At 68.1% G+C, this 23,306-nt stretch carries 21 protein-coding genes and 1 pseudogene; 4 read left to right on the forward strand and 18 right to left on the reverse strand.

Annotated elements, in window-relative coordinates:
- Nucleotides 1–184: 184 nt before the first annotated feature.
- Nucleotides 185–1,951, reverse strand: coding sequence for an ABC transporter ATP-binding protein (locus QH168_RS09130; RefSeq protein ID WP_280234090.1), 1,767 nt, complete (start codon nucleotides 1,949–1,951; stop codon nucleotides 185–187).
- Nucleotides 1,948–4,599 (reverse strand): ABC transporter ATP-binding protein/permease, encoded by a 2,652-nt coding sequence (locus QH168_RS09135; RefSeq protein ID WP_280234091.1) that lies wholly within the window; start codon nucleotides 4,597–4,599, stop codon nucleotides 1,948–1,950. Before QH168_RS09135 ends, QH168_RS09130 begins: the two co-directional genes overlap by 4 nt.
- A 387-nt stretch (nucleotides 4,600–4,986) precedes the next feature.
- Between QH168_RS09135 and QH168_RS09140 the strand changes: the two genes are divergently transcribed.
- Nucleotides 4,987–5,460 (forward strand): hypothetical protein, encoded by a 474-nt coding sequence (locus QH168_RS09140; RefSeq protein WP_280234092.1) that lies wholly within the window; start codon nucleotides 4,987–4,989, stop codon nucleotides 5,458–5,460.
- 81 nt (nucleotides 5,461–5,541) lie between these two features.
- Here QH168_RS09140 and QH168_RS09145 read toward each other — a convergent pair whose 3' ends face one another.
- The 6 genes from QH168_RS09145 to QH168_RS09170 form a co-directional block, all read right to left on the reverse strand.
- Nucleotides 5,542–6,531: an ABC transporter substrate-binding protein gene (locus QH168_RS09145; protein WP_280234093.1), complete on the reverse strand. Its 990-nt coding sequence runs from the start codon at nucleotides 6,529–6,531 to the stop codon at nucleotides 5,542–5,544.
- 51 nt (nucleotides 6,532–6,582) lie between these two features.
- Nucleotides 6,583–12,090 carry a non-ribosomal peptide synthetase gene (locus QH168_RS09150; RefSeq protein WP_280234094.1) on the reverse strand — a complete coding sequence of 1,836 codons (5,508 nt, stop codon included), beginning with the start codon at nucleotides 12,088–12,090 and terminating at the stop codon, nucleotides 6,583–6,585.
- Between the two features lie 56 nt (nucleotides 12,091–12,146).
- On the reverse strand, nucleotides 12,147–13,088 hold the full coding sequence (locus tag QH168_RS09155; RefSeq protein ID WP_280234095.1) for a methionyl-tRNA formyltransferase: 942 nt from the start codon (nucleotides 13,086–13,088) through the stop codon (nucleotides 12,147–12,149).
- 66 nt (nucleotides 13,089–13,154) lie between these two features.
- Entirely contained in the window at nucleotides 13,155–14,441 is a 1,287-nt protein-coding gene (locus tag QH168_RS09160) for a SidA/IucD/PvdA family monooxygenase (protein ID WP_280234096.1), read from the reverse strand.
- A 246-nt stretch (nucleotides 14,442–14,687) separates the two neighbouring features.
- On the reverse strand, nucleotides 14,688–15,944 hold the full coding sequence (locus QH168_RS09165; protein WP_280234097.1) for a flavin-dependent oxidoreductase: 1,257 nt from the start codon (nucleotides 15,942–15,944) through the stop codon (nucleotides 14,688–14,690).
- Nucleotides 15,941–16,480 carry a hypothetical protein gene (locus tag QH168_RS09170; RefSeq protein WP_280234098.1) on the reverse strand — a complete coding sequence of 180 codons (540 nt, stop codon included), beginning with the start codon at nucleotides 16,478–16,480 and terminating at the stop codon, nucleotides 15,941–15,943. The genes QH168_RS09165 and QH168_RS09170 overlap by 4 nt, the downstream gene beginning before the upstream one ends.
- A 182-nt stretch (nucleotides 16,481–16,662) precedes the next feature.
- Between QH168_RS09170 and QH168_RS09175 the strand changes: the two genes are divergently transcribed.
- The 3 genes from QH168_RS09175 (at nucleotide 16,663) to QH168_RS09185 (ending at nucleotide 19,019) form a co-directional block, all read left to right on the forward strand.
- Nucleotides 16,663–17,103, forward strand: a complete 441-nt coding sequence (locus QH168_RS09175; protein WP_280234099.1) for a TIGR03667 family PPOX class F420-dependent oxidoreductase — start codon at nucleotides 16,663–16,665, stop codon at nucleotides 17,101–17,103.
- A gap of 51 nt (nucleotides 17,104–17,154) precedes the next feature.
- The gene (locus tag QH168_RS09180) at nucleotides 17,155–18,099 is read left to right on the forward strand and encodes an RluA family pseudouridine synthase (RefSeq protein ID WP_280234100.1); all 945 of its coding nucleotides are present in this window, start codon (nucleotides 17,155–17,157) and stop codon (nucleotides 18,097–18,099) included.
- 173 nt (nucleotides 18,100–18,272) lie between these two features.
- Nucleotides 18,273–19,019, forward strand: a complete 747-nt coding sequence (locus tag QH168_RS09185; RefSeq protein ID WP_280234101.1) for a CPBP family intramembrane glutamic endopeptidase — start codon at nucleotides 18,273–18,275, stop codon at nucleotides 19,017–19,019.
- Between the two features lie 23 nt (nucleotides 19,020–19,042).
- Here QH168_RS09185 and QH168_RS09190 read toward each other — a convergent pair.
- The 10 genes and pseudogenes from QH168_RS09190 to rpsS form a co-directional block, all read right to left on the reverse strand.
- Nucleotides 19,043–19,378, reverse strand: a pseudogene (locus QH168_RS09190) (LLM class F420-dependent oxidoreductase); the annotation flags it as partial.
- Nucleotides 19,379–19,400: 22 nt separating this feature from the next.
- Nucleotides 19,401–19,844: a type II toxin-antitoxin system VapC family toxin gene (locus tag QH168_RS09195; RefSeq protein WP_280234102.1), complete on the reverse strand. Its 444-nt coding sequence runs from the start codon at nucleotides 19,842–19,844 to the stop codon at nucleotides 19,401–19,403.
- On the reverse strand, nucleotides 19,841–20,065 hold the full coding sequence (locus QH168_RS09200) for a hypothetical protein (RefSeq protein WP_280234103.1): 225 nt from the start codon (nucleotides 20,063–20,065) through the stop codon (nucleotides 19,841–19,843). The genes QH168_RS09195 and QH168_RS09200 overlap by 4 nt, the downstream gene beginning before the upstream one ends.
- A gap of 73 nt (nucleotides 20,066–20,138) precedes the next feature.
- Nucleotides 20,139–20,726, reverse strand: coding sequence for a hypothetical protein (locus tag QH168_RS09205; RefSeq protein ID WP_280234104.1), 588 nt, complete (start codon nucleotides 20,724–20,726; stop codon nucleotides 20,139–20,141).
- 169 nt (nucleotides 20,727–20,895) lie between these two features.
- Nucleotides 20,896–21,168, reverse strand: a complete 273-nt coding sequence (gene rpsQ / locus QH168_RS09210) for a 30S ribosomal protein S17 (protein ID WP_163823675.1) — start codon at nucleotides 21,166–21,168, stop codon at nucleotides 20,896–20,898.
- Nucleotides 21,165–21,404, reverse strand: coding sequence for a 50S ribosomal protein L29 (gene rpmC / locus QH168_RS09215; protein ID WP_036533190.1), 240 nt, complete (start codon nucleotides 21,402–21,404; stop codon nucleotides 21,165–21,167). Before rpmC ends, rpsQ begins: the two co-directional genes overlap by 4 nt.
- A complete protein-coding gene (gene rplP / locus QH168_RS09220; RefSeq protein ID WP_280234105.1) occupies nucleotides 21,404–21,820 on the reverse strand; it encodes a 50S ribosomal protein L16 in 417 nt (138 codons plus the stop codon). Before rplP ends, rpmC begins: the two co-directional genes overlap by 1 nt.
- A gap of 3 nt (nucleotides 21,821–21,823) precedes the next feature.
- The gene (gene rpsC, locus QH168_RS09225) at nucleotides 21,824–22,621 is read right to left on the reverse strand and encodes a 30S ribosomal protein S3 (protein WP_163823677.1); all 798 of its coding nucleotides are present in this window, start codon (nucleotides 22,619–22,621) and stop codon (nucleotides 21,824–21,826) included.
- Nucleotides 22,622–23,023 (reverse strand): 50S ribosomal protein L22, encoded by a 402-nt coding sequence (gene rplV / locus QH168_RS09230; protein WP_280234106.1) that lies wholly within the window; start codon nucleotides 23,021–23,023, stop codon nucleotides 22,622–22,624.
- Nucleotides 23,020–23,301 (reverse strand): 30S ribosomal protein S19, encoded by a 282-nt coding sequence (rpsS, locus tag QH168_RS09235; protein WP_067861069.1) that lies wholly within the window; start codon nucleotides 23,299–23,301, stop codon nucleotides 23,020–23,022. Before rpsS ends, rplV begins: the two co-directional genes overlap by 4 nt.
- Nucleotides 23,302–23,306 lie beyond the last annotated feature (5 nt).

Genomic DNA, 23,306 nt, shown 5'->3' on the forward strand with positions numbered 1-23,306 from the left:
GCATAGCCAATTGCGACCGCACGACAAGCATGCTGCGACTGTGACAAACAACCGCCGCTCTCGAATTGGACCCCAGGCAAGCTTAGGCTACACTAACCAGCCGATCGCTAGGGGCGGCTCCGCGGGAGAAATCCGAAACGCGTCCAGGGGACCGTCCGCCGCCTGCGGCGCAGGTCCCCGCGGCTCAATCGGCGTTCACCGCTGCGGGATCCGAGGTGATCCGCCAATCGGCGGCCTCGTGCTGATGCGCCCAGAACTCGGCGAATCTGCCCTGCGCGGCCCGCAACTGCTCGACCGTGCCGTCCTCCACGATGCGCCCGCCTTCGAGGAAGAGCACCCGATCGGCGCCCGCGATGGTGGACAGCCGGTGGGTCACCACCACCCGGGTACGCCGCTGCGGATCATCGGTGATCGCGGTGACCACGGCCGCCTCGTTCTCCGTGTCCAACGCGCTGGTGCCCTCGTCGACGAGCAGCACCGACGACGGTTTGAGCAGCGCACGCGCGATCGACACCCGCTGCCGTTCACCACCGGACAGCGCGGTACCCGCATCGCCGACCAGCGTGTCGAGCCCCTCGGGCAACCGGTTCGCGAACTCCTCGACCCGCGACAACCGCAGGGCCGAGGCCACTTCCGCCTCGCTCGCCGCGGGATTGCCCGCGAGCACGTTCTCCCGGATGGTGCCGGCGAACAGGTACGGCTGCTGGAACACCATGCTGGTCACCACCGGGCGCTGGGCTGGATCGAGCGCACCGCGATCGACGCCGCCCACCAGGACCTGCCCCGCCGTCGGCTTCTCCAGTCCCGCCACCAGCGCGAGCAGGGTGCTCTTGCCGGAGCCCGAGGGCCCGACCACGGCGGTGACCTCACCGGCACGGAACTCGACATCGAAACCGTCGAGGACCGGTGGGGTGTCGTGCCCATAGTCGAAGGACACCCCACGCAGGACGACCTCCGAGGTTCCCGCCGCGGCGGCCGTCGGCTCGTCGACGGTCGCCGCGGCGGGTTCGGGTGCGTCGATGACCGCGCGGATATCGCGCAGAATGCTGCGGCTGGTCTCCAGCGCGGGCGCCAGATCGGCCATCGCGCCGAACGGTTCGAGGAACCGGACCACCACCACGATGAGCGCGATCGCCTCCGGCACGCCGATGGTGTCGTTGACCGCGAGCCAGGCGGTGGTGCCCGCGAGCAGCAGCAGCGCGATCTGGCTGGCCACGCTGAACAGGATCTGGCCTGGAATGTTCAACAGCAGCAGCCGGGTGGTGGCGCCGTGCTGGGCGGCGAGTGCCGCACCGGCCTGGCTGCGCGCGGGCTCGACCCGGGGGGCGGCGCGCAAAGCGGCCTGGGTGCGGGCGAATTCGAGGATGCGCGCGGTGAGCGCACTGTTCGAATCCTTGGCCACCTCGTCGGCGTGACGACTGATCCGACCACTCGCCCACAGCGCGCCGAGCAGCAGCGGAACGGCCAGCAGCGCGGCGACGCCGAGCTGCCAGGCGATGGGCACCAGCCCGATGCCGATCGCGAACGGCAGCAGAATCGACTGCACCAGCGGCGTCACCTGGTAGCCGAGCAGGCCCACCAGATCCGGGCCGGTGCTGGCGATGGCGCGACGGGTGGCTGCGGAGTTGTTCTCGTCGAACCAGCGCAACGGGATGCGCGCGACCTGCGCGGACACATCGCGCTGAGCGTGGTCGAGGATGGTGAAGCCGAGATCGAAACCGACCCGCGAGGCGATGGCGTCGACGATCCACCCGGCGGCGACGGCGACGGTCAGCGCACCGACCAGCGGCCAGGCCTCGGCGGGATCGTCACCGAACAGCGCCGCGACGAGCGGCACGATCAGCACCACGCCGACCGCGCGCAGCACGGTCGAGACGATGATCAGCGCGAGGTAGCCGCCGAAGCGCCCGCGGCGCTCGGGCGGCAGCAGGCTCAGCAGCGTGCGCATCATCGGGCGTTCTCCTTCAGATCGGCGGCCACCGCACCGGCTTCCCACAGTTGCCGGTAGCGGCCGTCGGCTGCGAGCAGTTCGGGGTGCGTCCCGGATTCGGCGACCCGACCGCCCTCGAGCACCACGATGCGGTCGGCGGCGGTGATGGTGCGCAGGCGGTGGGCGATCACCACCACGGTGCGCCCGACCGTCAGGCGGTTGATGGCCTGCTGCACCAGGTATTCCGATTCCGGGTCGGCGAAGGCGGTGGCCTCGTCCAGGATCAGCACCGGGGTGTCGGCGAGCAATGCCCGTGCGATGGTGAGGCGCTGGCGTTCACCGCCCGACAGCGCGGTATCAGCGCCGAGCATCGTGTCGTAGCCCTGCGGCAGGCGCAGGATCCGCTCGTGGATCTGAGCGTCGCGCGCGGCCTGCTCCACCGCGTCGTCGGCGGCGTCGGGCACCGCGAGGGCGATGTTCTCCCGCACCGTGCCGTGCACCAGTTGCGCGTCCTGGAAGACGAATCCGACGTGCTGATACAGCTCGTCAGGGGTGAGCGTGGCGATATCGCGGCCGCCCACGCGGATACTGCCGCCGCCGAGGTCGTGGAAACGGGCCAGCAGCGCGGCCAGCGTCGACTTGCCCGCGCCGGAGGAGCCGACCAGCGCGGTGACGGTGCCGGGTTCGAGGGTGAGCGAGACCTCGTCGATCACCGGGACGCCGGGGCGGTACCCGAACGTCACCCGGTCGAGCACCACGCGGCCCGCCGGTTCCGCCGCGCCCGTGCCGTCGGGGCGCACATCGAGTTCGGCTTCGTCCAGGGTGAGTTGGATATTGCGCGCGGCGAGGCGGCCTTCCCGCAGCCCGGACAGCCCATAGCCGATGCTGAGCAGCCGGGACCCGAAGGTGGTGCCGAGGAACAGGAACGGCAGCAGATTCACCGGATCGAGCCGGTCGGTGGCCACCAGCGCGGTGCCGACCAGCAGGATCAGCCACAGGAAGGTGACGGGCCGGGTGACGATGTCCATCACGGCCTTCTTGTTGACGAAGGGCCGCTGCCAGCCGTCGAGGAAGGCGATGTAGTCGTCGAGGCTGCGCCGGAACGGCGAGGCCGCCGCGCCGCCGAAGATCCTGATCACCGGCTGACCGTCCAGGTAGGAGGTGGCCTCGCCGTTCATCCGCTCGGCCCAGCGTTGCGCCTGCCCGATCTTCAACCGCGACTGCGCCACCATCGAGAACATGATGAACACGTAGGCGAGCACCGGCACCAGCAGTACGAGCCCCAGCCGCCAGTCCACCCACAGCAGATAGCCGAGCACAGCCAGCGGCGCGACGACCGCGGCCACCGCGTCGATGACAGCGTGCGTCACCAGATAGTGCAGCGAGAGTGTGTCATTGGTGATCAGCTTGTTGATCTGCCCGGAGCTGCGCGCGGTGAACCAGCCCAGCGGCAGTCGCGCGAGTTTGGCCAGTAGCCGCCCGCGTAGATCGCGGCTGAACCGCGCGTCGACGGTGTGCAACCACAGTTGCAGTGCCAGTTCGAGCAGCGCGCCGAGTCCGAGCAGCGCCAGCGCCCACAGGCCGAGCGCCCACAGGGTGGACTCGTCGCTGCCGTCGAGCAGATTGCGCGCCAGTTCCACCAGCAGCACATACGGCGCGAGTTGGACCAGCGTGATGAGCAATTGCAGTACACCGGCGACGTAGAGCTTCGGGCGCACTTCGGCGAACAGCCTGCTCGCGGCCTGCGAACGCCAGCTGCCGGGCGCGGCGGGCGCGGGCGGCGCCGCAATGGTCTCCGGGGCGATGGTCTCCGCCGCAGCGGCATCCGACGTCGCGGGGTGCGGTGCGGTGGTGTCGGTGGCGGCGATCGGGACCACCGTCGTGATCTCGGTGGCCGACTCCGGGGTGAGGGCCTCGACGTCGGCGGCTTCACGTCGCTTTCCCATGGCGCGGCCGTGCATCCAATAGGCCTGGGTGTAGACCTCGCTCTTCGGGAAACCGAATTCCTTGAACCGGGCGCGGACGTGTTTGAGCGCCTTGGATTCCGGGCCCGCCCACGCGTACCAGTCCGACCAGTCGCGCGCCTCCAGCGCGGCGGCCAACGACTCCTCGGTGGTACGCGGCACCCAGTGCACCCGCGCACGGGGGTGTGCGGTCAACGGGATGAGCAGATCGTCGTCGTGGTGCTGTTCCAGGTACACCTCGACCGCCATCTGCGGCGGCACGGTGGCCAGGATGGAGTTGATCGCCGGAATCGACGCGGAATCGCCGATCAGCAGGTATCCGGCCTGTTCCTCGACGACCGAGAAGCCCTTGGATCCGAACGAGGCGACCTCGATGGTCTCGCCACCCGCCACGGCCTGCGCCCACGCCGAGGCCGGCCCCGCGGGTTCGTGCAGGACGAAATCGATGGCGAAGCGCCCGGATTCCAGATCGGCCTCGGCGATGGTGTAGCCGCGTTGGAATTCGGTGTCCGAGCCCGCGGGGTCGGGGAACCAGATGCGCAGCCAGGCGGTGGGTTCGATATCGATCTCGTCGAACAGCGAGGGGGCACTGAGCCACACCCGCCGCATCCGCGGCGTCGTCTGCTCGGTGCTCAGCACCGTCGCGTTGTGGTACTGGATGCCGAACGCATTCAGTACCACCGCGGAGAAACCTCTGCGCGCCATCTGTTGCTCGTCCTCCATCCGGTATGTCGGCACGTGGCCGACTCGGCACCGCATCGACGGAGCATTCGAGCGGGGTCAGTGCACACCGAGCGCGGGGACCGCGGCCGACATCCCCCGAGATCACCGCCGTAAACTTTGGTTAGCCTACACTAGGAAGTCCGTCCGACCAGGGCGTCGAATTCACGCAATGATCCCGGTTCGGTATCGCCGAAACCGGGTTGGGCGTAGTCTGTGCGGGTCCGGCGGCGACCACCGGCCGCCCAGGAAGGGATTTCGTTGCTTCACAAGGCGTTCACTGGATTCGCAGTTTCCTCCGCGGCAGCGATCGCCATCGGCGTTGCCGCGGGCCCGGCCTCCGCCATTCCGAGCCATACCAACGGCCCCGTCGTGCCCGCACCCGCGGCGTTCGAGGGCCTCGATCCATGTGGCCTGGTTCCGCAGGATGTGGCCGATCGGCTCAGCAATGTGCCGGGAATTCAACCGATCCGACAGCCCGGCATCGCCCCCGGCCAGTATCTGGAGGATTCCGACGGCTGTAGCTGGATGACCGGCGACGCCGAGCGGATCGGCGTGATGTTCTGGATCCGCCAGCGCGTCGAACAGTTCCCGCAGAATCCTGACGACCCCACTGCGCGTCGCCTGATGCAGCAGCTCGGCCGACCGTTCCAGGTCTTCCTCCCCCATCAGGGCGAAACCGCCGAATATTGCAGTATCACCGCCCCTTACAGCGCCAACCGCGAGGTGACGGTCATTCTGCGCGCACCGGCCCCCGGCCCGGCGCCGGTCACCCCGGCCGACAACCCCTGCTCCCGCAATGTCGATGCGTTGGGGTCGATCTTCGCCAAGGTGCCCTGGAGCTGACTCCCACTCTCTCCTCGAGATCGGGGAGGATAAACGCGACTGGGCGCATCCGATGTCGGATGCGCCCAGCCTTATTGCGTCCTACTTGCCGACCGCGGCGAAGACCGGGTCGAGCTGCTCGAGCACATACGGCACCGACAGTGCGGTCGGAGTGTTGATCGCGCTGATGGTCATGGTGTCGAGGAAGGTCATCCCGCCCGACTTCACCGACGGCAGATCGTTGTAGCCGGGGAGTTCCTTGAACTTCTGCTCGAATTCGGGCATCGCGCCGCACATCAGGATGTCGGAGGTCAGATCGCTCAGCCGCTCCGGCGACAGCGCGAGCCGTCCGCCGGTCGGCGCCTCGGCCACGATGTTCTGCGGAATGCTCAGGCCCAGATCGTAGAACAGCTTCGCCGAACCGTCCTCGGGGTCGGCCAGCACCATGAGCTGCGACGGACCGGTCAGCATGCAGGTCAGGAAGGTCTTACCGGCCAGGTTCGGATATTTCGCCGACACATCGCCGACCTTGGTGTCGACGCCGGAGATCACCGCCGCCGCCTCGTCCTGTTTGTCGAGCACCTTGCCGAGGGTGGTCACCTGATCGGTCCACAGGTCGACCTGCGCGCCCTCGGTGACCGGACCGATGGTCGGCGCGAGCTTGGAGAGCTTGTCGTACATCGCCTGATCCACCAGGAAGGCGGGCACCAGGATCAGATCGGGTTCGAGGGCGGCGATCTGCTCGGCGAGATCGGAGCCCTGTTTCAGCACCTTGGCCTCCGACAGCGAATCCGGCTCCCACGGCACCTTCTTGCCGCCCGCGAGGATCGAGACGTTATCGGCGTAGCCGACGGGCGTCACACCGAGCGAAAGGGTGGCGTCGAGCCACTGGTTGCCGATGGTGACCACACGTTCGGGTGTGCCTTCGACGGTCGTCTCGCCGAGACCGTGCTTGACAGTGACCCCTTCGCCGCCCTCACCGCCGGAGTCGGAGCCGCAGGCCGCCACCGAGACGGCCATCGCCGTCGCCATCACGGCCATGCCCAACCGCGCGAGCACACCGCGCCGCGCTGTCGTTCGTGCCAATTTCATTCTGTACTCCTCGCGGTTCAACCCGACCACCTCGGATGATTGTAGGTAAGGCTAAGCTCCCGCAAACGCGAGACGGCCATCGGCGGTCCATCTCGCGGTGTCGCCGGTACGGAGCAAGCGGAATCCGGGCTGGAACGGATCGTCGATGAATCGGCCTGCCACAGGGCCGTCGGTGAACTCCACGGCCAATGCGATCCCGCCGACGTAGACATCGCCGGGAACGCCGGGCGGGACCGGCCGCAGCCGCTCGTCGAGCAGCAGGATCGTCGCACCGGGCACCGGACGCGCCAGACCGGTGCCCCGCAGTGGGCCACGTGCGGCGGCGCCCAGATATCCGGGCACCCGGTAGGCGAAGGTGGCGACCGATTCCGGCGCCAGCTCCCGCAGCCGCACGGAAATGTCAAGGGTCACATCGGTTCCGGCGACATCCCAGCGAAGTACCGTCGGCAGCCGCTCGATATCGCTCGCGGCGAGGTCGGCGAGCAGACGTGGCGAGGCGATCACCTGGGTGACGGCATGTTCGGCGACGACCTCGGCCAGCGCCGCCGCATCCGTGCGCTGTGCCGCGGTGGCGAGCACCAGGGTCGCGCCGTCGGTCAACGCGGCGAGCAGGTCGAGGGTCAGTTGCGGGTCACGGGGATCGAGCGCGAACAGGCGCACGTCCGGACGCCGCCGCGCCGGATCGGATCCGGTGTTGCGGCGATCGGCGGCGACACAGCGTCGGTCGGCCACGGCAGCCGCGCAGGCGGATGCGGGCAGTGTCGACGCACCGACCGTCACCATCGGCGCCGGGGCGGTGATCGTCGGTTCGACATCGGCGCCCACCCTGATCGGCGCGGGCGCCGGTGGCATGAGTTCGGCCAGCGCGTCGATCAACCGATCCACCGCTGAGTCTTCCGCGCGATGTCCACCGGGCGCATGGTCGTCCAGCCGCTGGAACAGCTCACCGAAGGTGAGGACCTCCGCACCGTGGCGCAGGGCCACCCGGATACCGGGGACGGCCCGGCCGTGCCGGAACAGAGTGGCGAGGCCGCGTATATCGGACGGCTCGACACCGGTGGACCATTCGCCGAGCACTCGCTCCCGCTCGGCCGCGGTCATCAACCGCACCTCGCCGACGCCGCGCTCGGGCACCTCGGCGAACTGTTCGAGCACATGCAGCAGATAGCGCGCCAACATGGCGATGGTGGCCGGATCGTAGCGTCCGGCATCGGCGATCACACCGGCATCGACCTCACCGTCGCCGGAGGTGGTGAAGGCGAAGGTCAGGGTCGGCGGCGCGACGGGCTCGGGCGCGAGCCACGACATGTGCAGGTCATCGGTGAGCCACGCTTCGCCGAACCCGGCCGCGTCCTCGCAGCGGACCACCGCGTGCGGTGCCCGGTCACCGGTGAGCGATCGGCGATCGGCATCCTGATAGGCCGCCAGCGCCGCGGTCCGGATGCGATCGAGCGCCTCGGCCAGACTCGGTTCACCGGAGAGGTCGGTACGCAACAGCCGCAGCTGCGCCAGCGGTCCCACCAGATCGGCCGCCGCGGAATCGGTGCGACCGGCAACCGGTACCGCGATGGCGATATCGGCGCCGGCGCCGAGCGCATGCAGCAAAGCCGCGACCGCCGCCTGATACAGCATGAATTCCGAAGCACCGCAGGCCTGCGCCCGCGCTGCGAGCCGCTGGCGCAAACCGGACGGCAGGCCGAATGTCACTGTGTGCGCGTCCGACGACGTCGCCGCGTCCGGTCGATCGGCGGCGAGGGCAACCGGTGCGGGCAGTTCGCGCTCCGCGGACGGTGCGTCGCCGGTCACCGCGGATTCGGCCGCCGCGCGCTGCCACAGCGTGTAGTCGGCATGGTCGATCGCCGGTACGGCCCACTCCGGCGAACGACCCGTACCGACCCGGCAGCGGTAGGCGATCGCCAGATCCGACAGCACGGTACGCAGTGAACGATCATCGGCGATCAGGCGGTGCGCGACCAGGGACAGCACGCGAGTGCCGTTGTCCGGCGGGGATATCCGTGCGATCAGCAATGGGCCGGAGGCCGGATCGAAGGCGTGCACGGCGGATTCGGCCACCGCGTCCTCCCCCACCGACGTGAGGGGAATCCGCATCTCGCCGACGGGACGGATCGACTGGCAGGGCTCACCGGCATCGCTCGGGAAGACGGTGCGCAGCGCCGCATGCCGATCGATCACATCACCGAGCGCGGCGGCCAACGCGGCCTCGTCCAGCGGACCGGTCAGCCGGACCGCAGCCCGCACCACACCCGTCGCACCCGCCGCCCATTCGGCCTGCTGGGTGTACGAGAGCGGAATACGTTCGGGGCGGGGCTGTTTCGTCAGCGGCGGTAGACCGTTCGTACCCACGGTCACCGGCCGGGACTCGATCAATGCGGCAAGTCCGGCGACGGTCGGGGTGTCGAACAGCGCCCGCACATCGATCTCCACCCCGAATTCGGCCCGGATACGCACCACCAGCTGGTTGGCCAGCAGCGAATGCCCGCCGAGCGCGAAGAACGAATCGTCGGCGCATACCTCGGCGTGTCCGAAGATCTCACCGAACAGCGCGGCCAGCCGAACCTCGGTGACGGTGGCCGGTTCCCGCCGGGTCCGGGCGCCGATGCGGCGCGGTTCGGGCAGCGCGCGCTTGTCCAGTTTGCCGTGCTCGGTCAGCGGAATCCGGTCCACCTGCGCGAAGGCCGAAGGGATCATGAAATCCGGCAGGGTCCTGGCCGCGAACTCACGCACATCCTCCAGATCGAGTTCATCGCCCGCGGGCACGAGGTATGCGGCCAGGGTGGTGCCGAGCGCACGGTCGGCGGCGGAAACGACCACGCAGTGCGCAACACCGGGATGCCCCGCGATCGCGGCCTGCACCTCGCCCAGTTCCACCCGGTAGCCGCGCACCTTCACCTGTTCGTCGGCCCGGCCGACGAATTCGAGTTCACCCGCGCTGTTGCGCCGCGCCAGATCACCGGTCCGGTACAACCGTTTGCCCGGACGGAAGGGGTCGGCCACGAAACGTTCGGCGGTCGGTCCACGCCGATCCAGGTAGCCGCGGGCCAACTGATCGCCGCCGAGGTAGATCTCGCCGACGACACCGGCGGGCACCAGGTGCAGCCGTTCGTCGAACAGATAGACGCACACATTCCGGTTGGGCACGCCCACCGGGACGATCCGCGTCCCCTGCGGACCCCGCACCGGCATATGCGTCGCGGACACCACCGCCTCGGTGGGTCCGTAATGGTTGCGCAACTCGGCGTCGAAAACACCGGCGAACCGGTCGGCGACCTCACCGAGCAGCGCCTCACCACCCACCGGGACATGGCGCAGTGCGCGCCATTGGCTCACCTCGGGCAGCAACAGCAATGCGCTCAGCATCGACGGCACCATATGCAACACCGTGACGCCGTGGCGGCTGATCAGATCGGCGATATAGCCGATATCGCGGAAAGCGTCCGGACGCGGAATCACCAGCCGGGCACCGAGGGTGAGGGTGACGAAGATATCGAGCAGCGAGGCGTCGAAACTCACCGATGACGACTGCAACAGCCGGTCCTGCGCCGTCATACCCCATTGCGCGCTGAATCCGAGCAGATGATCGGCGATTGCGGCATGGGCGACGGGCACACCTTTCGGCGTACCGGTCGAGCCGGAGGTGTAGATGAGGTAGGCCAGATTTTGCGGGTGCAGCGGCCGGAGCCGGTCGGTATCGGCGGGATCGTGTTCGGGATGGGCGATGGCCGATTCCTCGGCGGCCGCCAGCTCGACCCGTCCGAGCACCAGTCGGGGCCGGGCATCGGCGACCAGGAAGTCGATGCGCTCCTGCGGGTAGGCCGGATCGATCGGCAGATACGCGGCGCCGGATTTGAGCACGGCCAGCACCGCGACGACGAATTCGACGGAATTCGATATCCGCAGCGCCACGACGTCCTCGGTGCCGATGCCATGGCCGATCAGCCAGTGCGCCAATCGGTTCGCCCGTCGATTCAGTGCGGCGCCGGTCAGCTCGAGATCGTCGGCCGGGCGTTCGGCACACGCGATGACGGCCACGGTGTCCGGTGCGGCCGCCACCCGCCGCTCGAACAGCGACACCAGCGTCTGCGGTTCGGTCTCGACCTGCTCACCGCGCGAGATCTCGAGCAGCCGCGCCCGATCCTCGGCGCCGAACATGTCCAGCTCACCGAGGTATTGCCCGGGATCGGTGAGCGCGCTGTCGAGCAATTGCAGGTAATGGCGGAGTAGTTGTGCCGCGGTGTCGGCGTCCACCTGCTCCGGCCGGTACTCGATATCGACGCGCGTGGCCGCCGGATCGAGGGTGACGGTGCACCGCAGCGGCACCGGCAACCGCGGACCGCCGAGTTCGAGCATGGTCACCGTGACACCGTCGAGCGCCACACCCGCGCCGCCGGTGCGGACTCCGAAACCGAGCCGCACCAGATGCTCGAGCCCGTCGCGGGCGGCGGTGCGGTCCGGGTTGACGGCGTGCACGACGCGGTCGATGCCGATGTGCTTGTGCGCCGAGGCATGGGCCACGTGTTCGGCGACCGCGGCGGCGAAATCGGTGAAGGTGCGATCGGCGCGCGGGGTGGCGCGCAGCAGCACCGTATTGCCGTAATAGCCGATGCGGGCGGCGGCCGCGGAGTCCCGCAGCGTCACCGGCATCGCGACGAGGAAGTCGGTCGCGGCCGTATAGCGGTGGATGAGCGCGGCATACGCGGCGAACAGGACCGCACCGATGGTCGAACCACGCGCATCGGCGAAGGCGCGCACCCGCGACATCAACTCGGCGGGCAGCTCACGACCGAGGCGTTCGGCGGCAGTATCCGCGCCGCCGGGCACCGGACTGCCGGGAAGTTCCAGCAGTTCGGGCAGTGGGTCGAGGGTGCGCCGCCAGAATTCGAGGCCGGCGCCGTCATCGGCGCGGCGGGCCGCGGCCTCACCGAACCGGGTGACCGCGCGATGCGTCGGCGCGGCACCGTTGTAGGCGGCCTCGAGCTGGGAGGTGAACACGCTCAGCGATTCGTCGTCCCAGGCGATCGTATGCGCGACCAGGACGAGCACGAATTCGTCGATGCCGGTGCGGATCAGGGTCAGCCGCAGCGGTGCGTCGGCGGACAGGTCGAACGGGCGGCCGAGTTCGCGCCGCACCAGCACCTCGACCCGGCGGGCGAGCCCGGCCGCCGACCGCTCGGACAGATCGTGTTCGAGCCAGGCGGGCGAAAGTTCCTGGCGCACCACCTGATAGGGCTCGCCATCGATACCGCTGCCATAACTGGTGCGCAGGATGTCGTGCTCGGCGGTAACCGCCGCCACGGCCGCGCGCAGCCGCGCCACCTCGAGCGCACCGGAAAGCCGGTAGGCCACACCGATATTGAGCGAGGCGTCCTCGGGTTGCCGGGTATGCAGGAACCAGGCTCTCGACTGCCCCGGCGTCAGCGGCCGTCGTGGGCCGGGCACGCTCACCGGCGTCCGGCTCACGACTCCGCTGTCGCCGTGCCGGCGCAGCAGATCGGCCCGGCGCGCACGCGGGCTCGCGACGTCGTTGGCAATCCTCGACATGGTTCCTCCGGCCCCGCGCTGAATCGTCGCCGCTGGACTAACTGTCCCGTCGCCCGCTAGGCGGGCGTATCGGTGAGGTACCCACCGCGACGGAAGAATTCGGCCCCATCGTGTTCGGCGCCGTCGGCGGTGCGCACCCGGGTGATCACCAGCGCGTGGTTACCACCGCGGAAGGCGTCGGGTCCGCAGACCACCGCGCCGCCGTCCTCCTGCACGATGACGCGGCCGGGCGTGCCGCCGTACCGAGCCGAGGAGACACGTGCGGCCAGGATCTCCACCTTCTCGCCGCGGTAGTGGCTGAACGCGCGCGGGTACGGCGCCGACAGCGCGCGCACGAAACGCTCCAGATCCGCGGCGGGCCACTGCCAGTCGATACGGCTATCGCGTTCGGAACGCTTGTGGAAGTAGGTGCGTTCGGCCTTGTTCTGCGGCTTCCATTCCGCGGTGCCGGTGGCGAGCGCGTCGAGCGCTTCCCGCACCGCGCCGGGAATCAGCTCCATACCGGCGAACACCAGCTCGGTTCCGGTGGCCTCGGGGCCGATGGGCAGCGAATGCTGGACCAGGATGTCGCCGGTATCGAGCTGCTCGTCCATCCGGTGCACGGTGAGGCCGAACTCGCGCTCACCGCTGATCAGCGCCCAGAGCACCGGCGAGAAACCGGTGAATTTGGGCAGCAGCGAGTCGTGCAGGTTGAGGGTGCCGTAGGTGGGCATCTCATAGAGTTCGGCGGGCATCCAGGTGTACCAGCTGTTCACCACGATGACGTCCGGTTCGGCCCGCTTGACCAGGTCGATGGTCTCGGCATCGGCGCGTTCGGTCAGATGCACCGGGATGCCGTGCTCACGCGCCAGCTCCTCCACCGAATCCGACCAGATGCCCTTATAGGAATCCTCACTGGCCGGATGCGTGACCGCGAGCACCACCTCGTGCTCCGAATCGATCAGAGCCTGTAGGGTCTTGCGGCCCCAGGTCTGGAAGCCGAACGACACGATGCGCATAAAACCGAAACCTTCATTCTCGATGCCAAGTAAGGCAAGCCTAGCCTACAAGAAATGGGTGGCCGCTCAGGGGCGAGCCGACCGCGCGGACCCGGCGCCCACCGCGACCGCGCTGGTCGCCGCCGTCGCCAGCACCCGATCCGAAAGCTGGCCGAGGCAGCTGAGATTCGGGAATCCGGGGCCCTGCGCCAACCCGGCCAGGTTCGGCAGATACAGCTTGGCGTCGAGCCCGTCGACGGCCAGATCGTGCCCCATCGCGGCCTCGAGCCTGGCCTGGGTGATCGGACCGCCGATGGCGAGTTCGACCAGATCGGCGGCATCGGCGTCGAACAGATCGAGAAACCACAGCGCCTGTCCACCGGTGGCGTCGACCACCAGGTCGAAGGTGTGCTGCTGATCCGGACGCAATTCGTTGCGCAATGTGAGCGCGACGCCCTCGCCTTGGTCGACCACCCGCACCACCCGGCCCTGGAGGTGGTGCACGCGGTTGTCGGCCAGCAGCGACTCCTGCACCCGCACCGAGAACACGCCGCGATCGCAGCGCCGCAGCACATCCCTGCGCTCCTCGATGCTCAGCGCACGCCATTTCGCGGGATCGCTGAACAGGGAATTCTCGAAATAACTCTCGCCGCGGGTGTAGATGGTCGCACCGGGTGAGATGACCGAAACCGTCAGCACATCGTGGCGGACCAGCTCGTCCATGGCCGAGCCCGCGGTCTCACCGCCACCGATGACGGCCGCCCGCGAAGACACCGGCAGCTTGCGCTTACCGGCCAGATCCCAGAACTCGGCGATGCTCAGCACCTTCGGATGATCGGCGAGCGCGCGGCCGCTGTTGCCGGGGCCGGTGATCATCAGCCGGTCGGCATCGATCTCACAGCTCACCCCGTCGGCGTCGGCGACGGTCACCAACCAGCCGTCGGCCGCGGCGGAGATCTTGCGCACACTGCCGGTGACCAGGTCGAGGTCGATCTTGCGGGCCACCCATTGCAGATACTTGGCCCAGACATTGTGCTGCGGGCTCGGCCTGCCACGGTCGACCCATTCGGCGTAGGTACCGCGTTCGACCAGGAACGCGGTCCAGCTGAACGCCATCATGGCCTCGTTGATCGCCTGGTTGTGGCCGCGCGCCCAGGTCGAGTGATACGGGAACCCCAGATCCTTCTCGGGACTGGTGCCGAGCCGGTGCCGACCATCGGTCCAACCGCCGCTCGCCAGCCAATTGCCACCGACCGCATGCGGTTCCACCACGGTCACAGACGGCGCGGGCAGCCCGAGCGTATGCAGCACATGCGCCTTGGCCGCCACGGCCATCGCCTTCGGTCCGGCACCGACAACGAGAAGTCTGTCCACTGGTTCTCCACTCTCTCGACGGCCGTTCGGCCGACCGCTGTCGCCGATATCCGACGACCACGGGATACCGCCGGTGATCCAGCCACCGACCAGCTACCGATACGCTCGTCGAGCCGGGGCGATGCCGACGCCATTCGTACCGCGCGAACGGCCCGGCCATGTTTGCATAGGCTTACCTTATCCGACCAGAGGGTGCCCACTCCCCGCAGCGTCCCGGCAAGCGGGAGCAAGTGGTGCCGCCCAGCTTTACCGCTGTGCGCGACTGCCTTGCGGCCCGCCCGTGGTTGCCGAGCTACCGCTGGTGCGGCGGTAGGCGGCGGCGATGGCGGCGAGTTCGTCGGGAGTGAGTACATCCTCGATGCGGGTGAATCCGGTGGGGGCGCGCTCGGTGACCAGGTGCAGGATGCGGTCCATCGGCATATCCCGATTGGCGAGGACGATGGCGTTGGCCTGATCGCGTCGGGCGGCTTCGTAGCCGGCCAGGCCGGTTACCGGGTCCGGGGCCGCGGCCAGTTCGGCGGCGAGCACACGCGCGCCGAGCACCGCCTGCGAACCACCGTTGGAGCCGATCGGATACATGGGATGCGCGGCGTCGCCGACGAGGGTCGCGCGGCCGGTGCCCCAGTGCGACAGCGGGTCTCGGTCCACCATCGGATATTCGAGGATCTCGCCGCTCGCCGCGAGCAGTTCGGCGATATCCACTCCGGCGATGCGCCAACCCGCATAGTGCGGCAGCACATCCTCCAGCCGACCGGTGCGGTTCCAGTCGGGGTCGGTGGCGGCGCCGTCGTCGACGCGCACCTCGGCGACCCAGTTGACCAGCGCCCGGCCCCGCCGCTGCGCCGACGCGGAGATCGGATAGGCGACGATCCGAGCGGCCTGATTGGTACCGGCCAGGATCATCGTCCGGCCGTCGAGGAAGGGCTCGGTCTCGGCGGTCCCGCGCCACATGCGGATGCCGTTCCATCGGGGGCCGGGTTCGTCCGGGTGCAGATGCGCGCGGACCGCGGAATGCAGGCCGTCCGCACCCACCACCACATCGGCAGTCGACTCGACGACGGCGTCGGTGGTCCGGTCACGCACCTGGGCACGGACCAGATCGCCGTCCTCGGCCATCGCCTCGAACCGCATCCCCTCGCGCACCGCGTCGACGCCGAGCCGATCCCGCACCGCTCGCAGCAGGATCGTGTGTAATTCGCCCCGATGGATCGAGTACTGCGGCCAGGCATGACCGGCGCCCAGACCGCGCGGTTCACTCCAGATCCGGTTGCCGAACCGGTCGTAGTGCACGGCCGCCGCGGTGGGAATCGCCGTGGCGGCGAGTGCGTCACCGAGGCCGAGCGCGGCCAGTTCCGAGACCGCGTGCGGCAGCAGATTGATCCCGACGCCCAAGGGTCGCAACGCTCGCACACCGTCGATGACCCGCACATCGATCCCCACGGCATGCAGGCTCAATGCGGTGGTCAACCCCGCGATACCCGCCCCGACCACCAGCACCTTCATCGCGGCGCCCCCTGCGGAACGAGGACAGCGGCGACCGGCACGACCTCGGGATCGAACTGCTCGCGAATATGGGCGACCACCGTCGTGGCGTCACGGAGCAGATACTCCTTGTAGGCGCACCGGCCCTGCACCGATCCGTCCGCGTCGCGCCAGTAGCCGAGGCCGGTGGCCAGCACCGTGCGGCCGAGGAATCGGCGGGCGGCGAGCAGGCCGTGGCCGATCGGCACCCGGGTGTCGGTGAGGATCGAGGCCAGTTCCGCGTTGCGGCAGCTGACCGTCACCTCGTTGCGCGATATCGGTCGAGCGGTCACCGTGTGCAATTCGGACCGGCGGCGCACCACCTGATCACCATCGACGCTGGCCAGGCCACGGCGCACCCGCTCGGGCAGCGCCACCGCCGAACATGTGCGCTGTTCGAGCAGGACCAGCGAGAGCGGCGCCTCCAACAGCGCTTCCAGCATCAGCGTCGTCGATCCATCGGCCTGTAGCAACATCCGCGTCAGCGGTGGAAACTCCGCGCCGGGCGCCCCACTCATACCCTGCTCCACCGCACCGAGCATACGCATCCGCCGCCGGGGCGCATCTCGAACGGAATCCGATTTCCTTGTCGGCGAACAACATACGATCGAGCAACGCGGCACACCCCGGCGATCGGGGAATGGTGCCGTAGATCACCGCGTTGTCGCTGCACGAGACCACCACAACCGAGGAGATCACGATGACCACCACCGGATCCGCACAACTCATCGATACCTCCACCGAGTTCGGTGCCGGAGTCGCGAAGCGGCTCGAGCAGGAGCAGGTCGTCTGGCTGACCACCGTCGGACCCACCGGGACCCCGCAGCCGAATCCGGTGTGGTTTCTGTGGCGCGACGGCGAATTCCTGCTCTTCAGCCAGCCCGACCGGCCGAAGCTGCGCAATATCGCCCGCAATCCGCGGGTCGCACTGCATCTGAACAGCACCGAATCGGGCGGTGATGTGGTGGTCCTCACCGGCGCCGCACGTATCGACGACACCGATCCCGCACCGGCGGAGACCGACGCCTACGTCGAGAAGTACACCGAGGGCCTGGTCAGTATCTCCATGACGAGGGATCAGTTCTTCGAGGAGTACTCGGTGCCGATCCGCATCACCCCGGATCGACTGCGCGGTTTCTGAGCCGCGGCGGTCGGCGGGCCCGCACCGCATCGTCCACTACTGTCGATACCGATGAGAAGAAGGCAGCAACCTCCGCTGCCGAAGCGGTACGGCTTGGATCCGGCCCGTCTACGGCTGCCGGAAGACGGCGAGTGGGCGACGATCCGTGACCATCTGGTGCATCGTCTGCCGAGAGTGCCCGCCGCCCGTATCGATGAACTGCTGCGCGAGGGCGGCATCGTCGATCTGTCCGGGCCGATCGCCCCGGACGCGCCGTATGTCCCCGGCGGTGCGGTGTGGTTTCACCGGGATCTGCCGGAGGAGACCGAGGTGCCCTTCGACTTACCGATCGTGCACCGCGACGATCATCTACTCGTGGTCGACAAACCGCATTTCCTCGCCACCATTCCGCGCGGTCAGCACATCTTGCAGACCGCGCTGGTGCGCTTGCGCCGCGAGCTGGATCTGCCGGATCTGATCCCGGCGCACCGCCTGGACCGGGCCACCGCCGGCCTGGTGCTGTTCGTGATCGATCCCGCCCGGCGCGGCGCTTATCAGACGATGTTCCATGAGCGCACCGTCCGCAAGGAGTACGAGGCGATCGCACCCTACGACCCGTCGCTGGAGCTGCCGCGGACCATACGCAGCCGGATCGTCAAGGAGAAGCAGGTGCTCGCCGCGCAGGAGGTTCCCGGTGAGCCCAATGCGGAGACCTACGTCGAGCTGACCGAATACCGCGACGGGCTCGGCCGCTATCGGCTCTTCCCGCATACCGGGCGCACCCATCAGCTCCGGCTGCATCTGAACTCGCTCGGCATCCCGATCCTCGGCGACGATTTCTATCCCGTCCTCACCGATAAACCGGTGAGCGATTTCACCAGGCCACTCCAACTGCTGGCCGCGGCCATCGAGTTCACCGACCCGATCACCGGGCTGCCGTGCCGCTTCGATACCCGGCGCACCTTGCAGGCCTGGACCGACCCGGAGGGGTGGGCGCGCGGCGCGACACCCGACTGAGCAGCGCCCCGGCACCGCTCCATCAGCGACATACCTCACACACCGCGCCGCAGCCGTGCGCGCGCGAGCCGGGTGAACAGCAGCTCAGAGCCATGATCCGCGTATGGATCAGCCATATGCGGCAGGTATCGCCACCACGGGAACACACAGGTTCGATCCGTACACTATCGGCGATGTCTTCCACCGTCCTCGACGCCGCGGAACCGGTCCGCCGCCACAAGATCCACGCCTACCTCGACATAGCCGTCGTGATCGCGGTGCTGGCCGGTACCAATCTGATCGCGCATTTCACCACCGCATGGGCCAATATCGTCACCGTGCCGGTCGCGGCACTCGTCCTGCTGACGATGATGCGACGCCGCGGTCTCGGTTGGACCGAACTCGGACTGTCCCGGCGGCACTGGAAGCGCGGGGCCCTCTACGCGCTCGCCGCGGTCGGTGTGGTGCTCACCGTCGTCGCGATCGGCGCGGCGCTGCCGACCACCCGGCCGTTCTTCATGGCCGACCGGTACGCCACCATCTCCGGCGCGCTCATCGCGTCGATGATCATCATCCCGCTCCAGACGGTGATCCCGGAGGAGCTGGCGTTCCGTGGCGTCCTGCACGGCACCCTCGGGCGCGTCTACAGCGCCAGAGGGGTGTTCGCGGCCGGTTCGCTGCTGTTCGGCCTCTGGCATATCGCCTCCTCCCTCGGGCTGACCGCGGGCAACCGGGGTCTGTCGGAGATCGTCGGCGGCGGCGTCGCGGGGCAGATCGCGGGCATCGCACTGGCGGTGGCGGCCACCGCGGTGGCGGGGGTGGTGTTCACCTGGTTGCGCCACCGCAGCGGCAGCCTGCTCGCGCCCATCGCACTGCACTGGTCGGTCAACGGCGCTGGTGCGCTGGCCGCCGCCGTCGTCTGGCAGACCACGATCGCCTGAGCCGGTCGGGCCCGGCGGCAGGCCTCACGCAGCTCGGACAGGTTGGCGATCACTTGATCGACCGTGCCGACACCGGGCATGCCGCGGAAGGCACTCAGCGACGCATCCACCTGCTCCGGCGTCGCGAACCGCGCCAGATGGTCGCGCAGATTCTCCAGGCGCTGCTGCACCTCTGCCTCGGTGCGGCCGATGGCGATGTTGTAGTCGGCGGTGCGGGTGATGGCCTCGAAATCGGTCCCGGCCTCGGCGCAGTGCTTGCGCAGGATCTCGGACTTGTGCGCGAGGCCGGCGGGCGTGCCGTCAAAGTTGGTGTAGTCGGCGTACTTCGCCGCGATGGCGAGGGTGACCTTCTCGCCGCCGCGATCCAGAGCGCTCCGGTAACTATCGGTAATTCGAGTCGTCGGGCAGAACGCGAAATGCCGGGTACTTGCGCAGCGGTCGAATGACTGGGAAGTCACGGCGATCGAGCGTCAGGATCGCATCGGTATCGAGTTCATCCGCCACCGTGACACACATTGCGTCGACGATATCGAGATTCAACCGGTCGTATTGCGCTCGAACCCGCACCGCGGTCCGGAGTTGAGCGGCAGTCACATCCGCGACGGCCACCCGGGTCGATGCAATACGTTCTGCCAACACTCCAAGGATAGAGTCGGCAGTCTTACGCCCCGCCCGCACACTGGCCACGTGATGCACCTCGGTCAGGGCAAGTGGGCTGATCACCAGCGCACTTGCCTCATCCGCTGCTCGACGCACCGCGAAATGCTCCGGGTCGGTGCGGTTGAAGAGCGCGAGGATCCCAGAGGTGTCTGCGACAACGATCATGCGGATCGGTTCATGGCGTTACGAATGTCGTCCTTGCCGATCGGACCGCCCAGGTCGAACGTTTCGTCATCACGGACGAGCGGACTGCTCCACTGACGATTCCGCATCAGATATCCACGAACGGCATCCCGCGTGATTTCCTGCTTCGAGCGGCCCTCCGCGTCCGCCTGCGCGCTCAGCGCCGCCTCTTCTTCCTCTGAGAGTCGCATCGTCCAAGCCATGGCCTAATGATACCAGGACTGATACCAGTATCATTCTATCCTGCGAACATGCCTACGTCGGCGCTACCGAATCTCAGCAGTGCTCGCAGATTCCGGTGGCAGGCAGCTGGATGAAGCAGCTGGAGCACACCACCACACGACTTTCCGGGTCGGACTTCGCAGCGGCGGTTGTGGTGCTGGTGCCACGGCGGGCCGCACCTCCGCGCGGGACCAGGGGCGGGATGCCGCCGTCGGCGGGGACGTCGGCGCCGTGGGCGGCGTAGCAGGCCCAGCGGGCGTAGGCGGCGTGCGATTCGATATCGGCGGGGATGGGCAGGGCGGCGAGTTCGAGGACGTATTTGTAGCTGTCGCTCACCTTGTGGTTCTGCTTGACGCACAGCGCGGTCAGTGGCGGCTCGCCCGCCTTGTGGCAGCGGCGCGCGACCTTGCGCAGGATCGCGTCCATCCAGGTGCGGGTCGGCGCGTCGGTACGCACGCCCGTCATGGTCTGCACCCGTTCGGCCAGCTCCTTGACCGTCACGAAATGCCCATAGCCGGTGGCGGTTTCGGCGAGCACCTCATGCGCGGCCAGCGCCCACGCCACGGTTGCGTCCCGGAACATCACCCCCGTGCCGTCGTCGATCCGCCAGGCTCCCGATGTCGTCGTCGCAGCATCCCTCATAGCCCGTCCACGTTAGCCCCCGATACCCGCGACACGCCAAACCCACCACGGGCATATCGTGTTTCGGCTTCATCACATTCGGGGCGCTCCCGGCATACCGGCAAGAAAAGACGAAGGCCCGCTTCCGGAAAGGAAGCGGGCCTTCGAGACTCGAGCCGAAGAGAGAGGCTTACTTGGCCTTCTCCAGGACCTCGACCAGACGCCAGCGCTTGGTGGCCGACAGTGGACGGGTCTCCATCAGCTGAACGCGGTCGCCGATACCGGCGATCTCGTTCTCGTCATGCGCCTTCACCTTGGAGGTGGTGCGAATGATCTTGCCGTAGAGCGGATGCCGGTGACGGTCCTCCAGCTCGACGACGATCGTCTTGTTCATCTTGTCCGAGACAACGTAGCCGGTGCGAACCTTGCGGCTGTTGCGCTGTTCTTCGACCTTCTCGCTCATGCCGCATCTCCCTTGCCAGCGGGTCCGGTGGCCAGACCGAGCTCGCGCTCACGCATGACCGTGTAGATACGCGCGATCTCGTGACGCACCACACGCAGACGACGGTTGTTGTCCAACTGTCCCGTCGCCATCTGGAAGCGCAGGTTGAACAGCTCTTCCTTCGACTCACGCAGGCGGGCGACGAGCTCCTCTTCGGTGAGCTCACGGAGCTCTGCGGCCGGTGTTCCGGTAGCCATCAGAACTGCTCCTCCCTGGTCACGATCCTGCACTTCATGGGGAGCTTGTGCATCGCGCGGCGCAGGGCCTCACGAGCAATCTCCTCGTTCGGGTAAGACATTTCGAACATCACGCGACCGGGCTTGACGTTCGCGACCCACCACTCCGGCGAACCCTTACCGGAACCCATGCGGGTCTCGGCGGGCTTCTTGGTGAGCGGGCGATCCGGGTAGATGTTGATCCAGATCTTGCCGCCACGCTTGATGTGGCGGGTCATCGCGATACGCGCCGACTCGATCTGCCGGTTGGTGACGTAGGCAGGCTCGAGCGCCTGGATGCCGTACTCACCGAACGCCACCGAGGTGCCGCCCTTCGACATACCGGACCGGCCGGGGTGATGCTGCTTGCGGTGCTTGACCTTGCGAGGCATCAGCATGCGTCAGCCCTCCTGTGTCTCTGCCGGTGCCTCCGCCACGGCGGTGGCGGCGCGACCGGCCTCGGTGCTGGTCGCTGTGGTGCCAGCGGAACCGGAACGACGCGGGCGGCTCGGACGCTCGCGGCGCGGGCGATCGCCTGCCGGAGCGCTCGGGGCGGCCAGCTCACGCTTGCCACCGACGATGTCGCCCTTGTAGATCCAGACCTTCACACCGATACGACCGAAGGTGGTCTTGGCCTCGTAGAGGCCGTAGTCGATGTCGGCACGCAGCGTGTGCAGCGGCACCCGGCCCTCACGGTAGAACTCCGAGCGCGACATCTCGGCGCCACCGAGGCGGCCCGAGCACTGCACGCGGATGCCCTTGACGTTCGGCGAACGCATGGCCGACTGGATGGCCTTACGCATCGCGCGACGGAACGCCACCCGGTTGGACAGCTGCTCGGCCACACCCTGAGCGACCAGCTGGGCATCGGACTCGGGGTTCTTGACCTCGAGGATGTTCAGCTGAACCTGCTTCTTGGTGAGCTTCTCCAGCTCGGCGCGGATGCGGTCGGCCTCGGCGCCACGGCGACCGATGACGATGCCGGGACGCGCGGTGTGGATGTCGACGCGAACCCGGTCACGGGTGCGCTCGATCTCCACCTTCGAGATGCCCGCCCGCTCCATGCCGGTGGACAGCAGCTTGCGGATCGCGACGTCTTCCTTCACGTAGTCCGCGTACTGCTTGTCGGCGTACCAACGGGACTTCCAATCGGTGGTGATACCGAGGCGGAAGCCATGGGGATTGATCTTCTGTCCCATTTACTTTGCCCCTCCCTTCCGGCGGTTACGAGTGGATCCACCGGCGGTGGGGATGCTCTCGACCTCGATGGTGATGTGGCTGGTGCGCTTGCGGATCCGGAACGCACGGCCCTGGGCCCGCGGCTGGAAACGCTTCATGGTGGCGCCCTCGTCGACGTAGGCCGTCGAGATGACCAGCGTGTCGGGGTTGAGGCCGAGGTTGTTCTCGGCGTTCGCCGCGGCACTCGCCACGACCTTGGCGACCGGTTCGCTCGCGGCCTGCGGCGCGAACTTCAGGATCGCCAGTGCGTCCTCGACCCGCTTGCCGCGGACCAGGTCCACGACACGACGAGCCTTCATCGGGGTGACGCGCACATGCTTGGCCGTCGCCCGAGCGGTGGGGTTCTGAGTTTCGGTCGTCATCGCCGCTTGCTCTTCCGGTCGTCCTTGACGTGGCTCTTGAACGTCCTGGTCGGCGCGAACTCACCGAGCTTGTGCCCGACCATGTTCTCCGAGACGAACACCGGCACATGCTTGCGGCCGTCGTGGACGGCGAAGGTGTGACCGATGAAATCCGGGGTGATGGTCGAACGACGCGACCAGGTCTTGATGACCTGCTTGGTGCCCTTGTCGTTCTGCACGTCCACCTTCGCTTGGAGGTGGTCGTCGACGAACGGGCCCTTCTTGAGGCTGCGTGGCATTTCTT

It is taken from the genome of Nocardia cyriacigeorgica (assembly GCF_029868385.1).
In the GTDB taxonomy this organism is placed as follows: Bacteria; Actinomycetota; Actinomycetes; order Mycobacteriales; family Mycobacteriaceae; genus Nocardia; species Nocardia cyriacigeorgica_F.

Coding starts and splice junctions, on each gene's coding strand:
- QH168_RS09205 (WP_280234104.1), bottom strand. CDS start 20,726: ATGAGGGATGCTGCGACGACGACATCGGGAGCCTGGCGGATCGACGAC.
- QH168_RS09150 (WP_280234094.1), bottom strand. CDS start 12,090: ATGTCGAGGATTGCCAACGACGTCGCGAGCCCGCGTGCGCGCCGGGCC.
- QH168_RS09195 (WP_280234102.1), bottom strand. CDS start 19,844: ATGATCGTTGTCGCAGACACCTCTGGGATCCTCGCGCTCTTCAACCGC.
- QH168_RS09170 (WP_280234098.1), bottom strand. CDS start 16,480: ATGAGTGGGGCGCCCGGCGCGGAGTTTCCACCGCTGACGCGGATGTTG.
- QH168_RS09185 (WP_280234101.1), top strand. CDS start 18,273: ATGTCTTCCACCGTCCTCGACGCCGCGGAACCGGTCCGCCGCCACAAG.
- QH168_RS09175 (WP_280234099.1), top strand. CDS start 16,663: ATGACCACCACCGGATCCGCACAACTCATCGATACCTCCACCGAGTTC.
- QH168_RS09145 (WP_280234093.1), bottom strand. CDS start 6,531: ATGAAATTGGCACGAACGACAGCGCGGCGCGGTGTGCTCGCGCGGTTG.
- QH168_RS09130 (WP_280234090.1), bottom strand. CDS start 1,951: ATGATGCGCACGCTGCTGAGCCTGCTGCCGCCCGAGCGCCGCGGGCGC.
- QH168_RS09135 (WP_280234091.1), bottom strand. CDS start 4,599: ATGGCGCGCAGAGGTTTCTCCGCGGTGGTACTGAATGCGTTCGGCATC.
- QH168_RS09200 (WP_280234103.1), bottom strand. CDS start 20,065: ATGGCTTGGACGATGCGACTCTCAGAGGAAGAAGAGGCGGCGCTGAGC.
- QH168_RS09155 (WP_280234095.1), bottom strand. CDS start 13,088: ATGCGCATCGTGTCGTTCGGCTTCCAGACCTGGGGCCGCAAGACCCTA.
- rplV (WP_280234106.1), bottom strand. CDS start 23,023: ATGACGACCGAAACTCAGAACCCCACCGCTCGGGCGACGGCCAAGCAT.
- rplP (WP_280234105.1), bottom strand. CDS start 21,820: ATGCTGATGCCTCGCAAGGTCAAGCACCGCAAGCAGCATCACCCCGGC.
- rpsS (WP_067861069.1), bottom strand. CDS start 23,301: ATGCCACGCAGCCTCAAGAAGGGCCCGTTCGTCGACGACCACCTCCAA.
- QH168_RS09165 (WP_280234097.1), bottom strand. CDS start 15,944: ATGAAGGTGCTGGTGGTCGGGGCGGGTATCGCGGGGTTGACCACCGCA.
- rpsQ (WP_163823675.1), bottom strand. CDS start 21,168: ATGAGCGAGAAGGTCGAAGAACAGCGCAACAGCCGCAAGGTTCGCACC.
- rpmC (WP_036533190.1), bottom strand. CDS start 21,404: ATGGCTACCGGAACACCGGCCGCAGAGCTCCGTGAGCTCACCGAAGAG.
- rpsC (WP_163823677.1), bottom strand. CDS start 22,621: ATGGGACAGAAGATCAATCCCCATGGCTTCCGCCTCGGTATCACCACC.
- QH168_RS09180 (WP_280234100.1), top strand. CDS start 17,155: ATGAGAAGAAGGCAGCAACCTCCGCTGCCGAAGCGGTACGGCTTGGAT.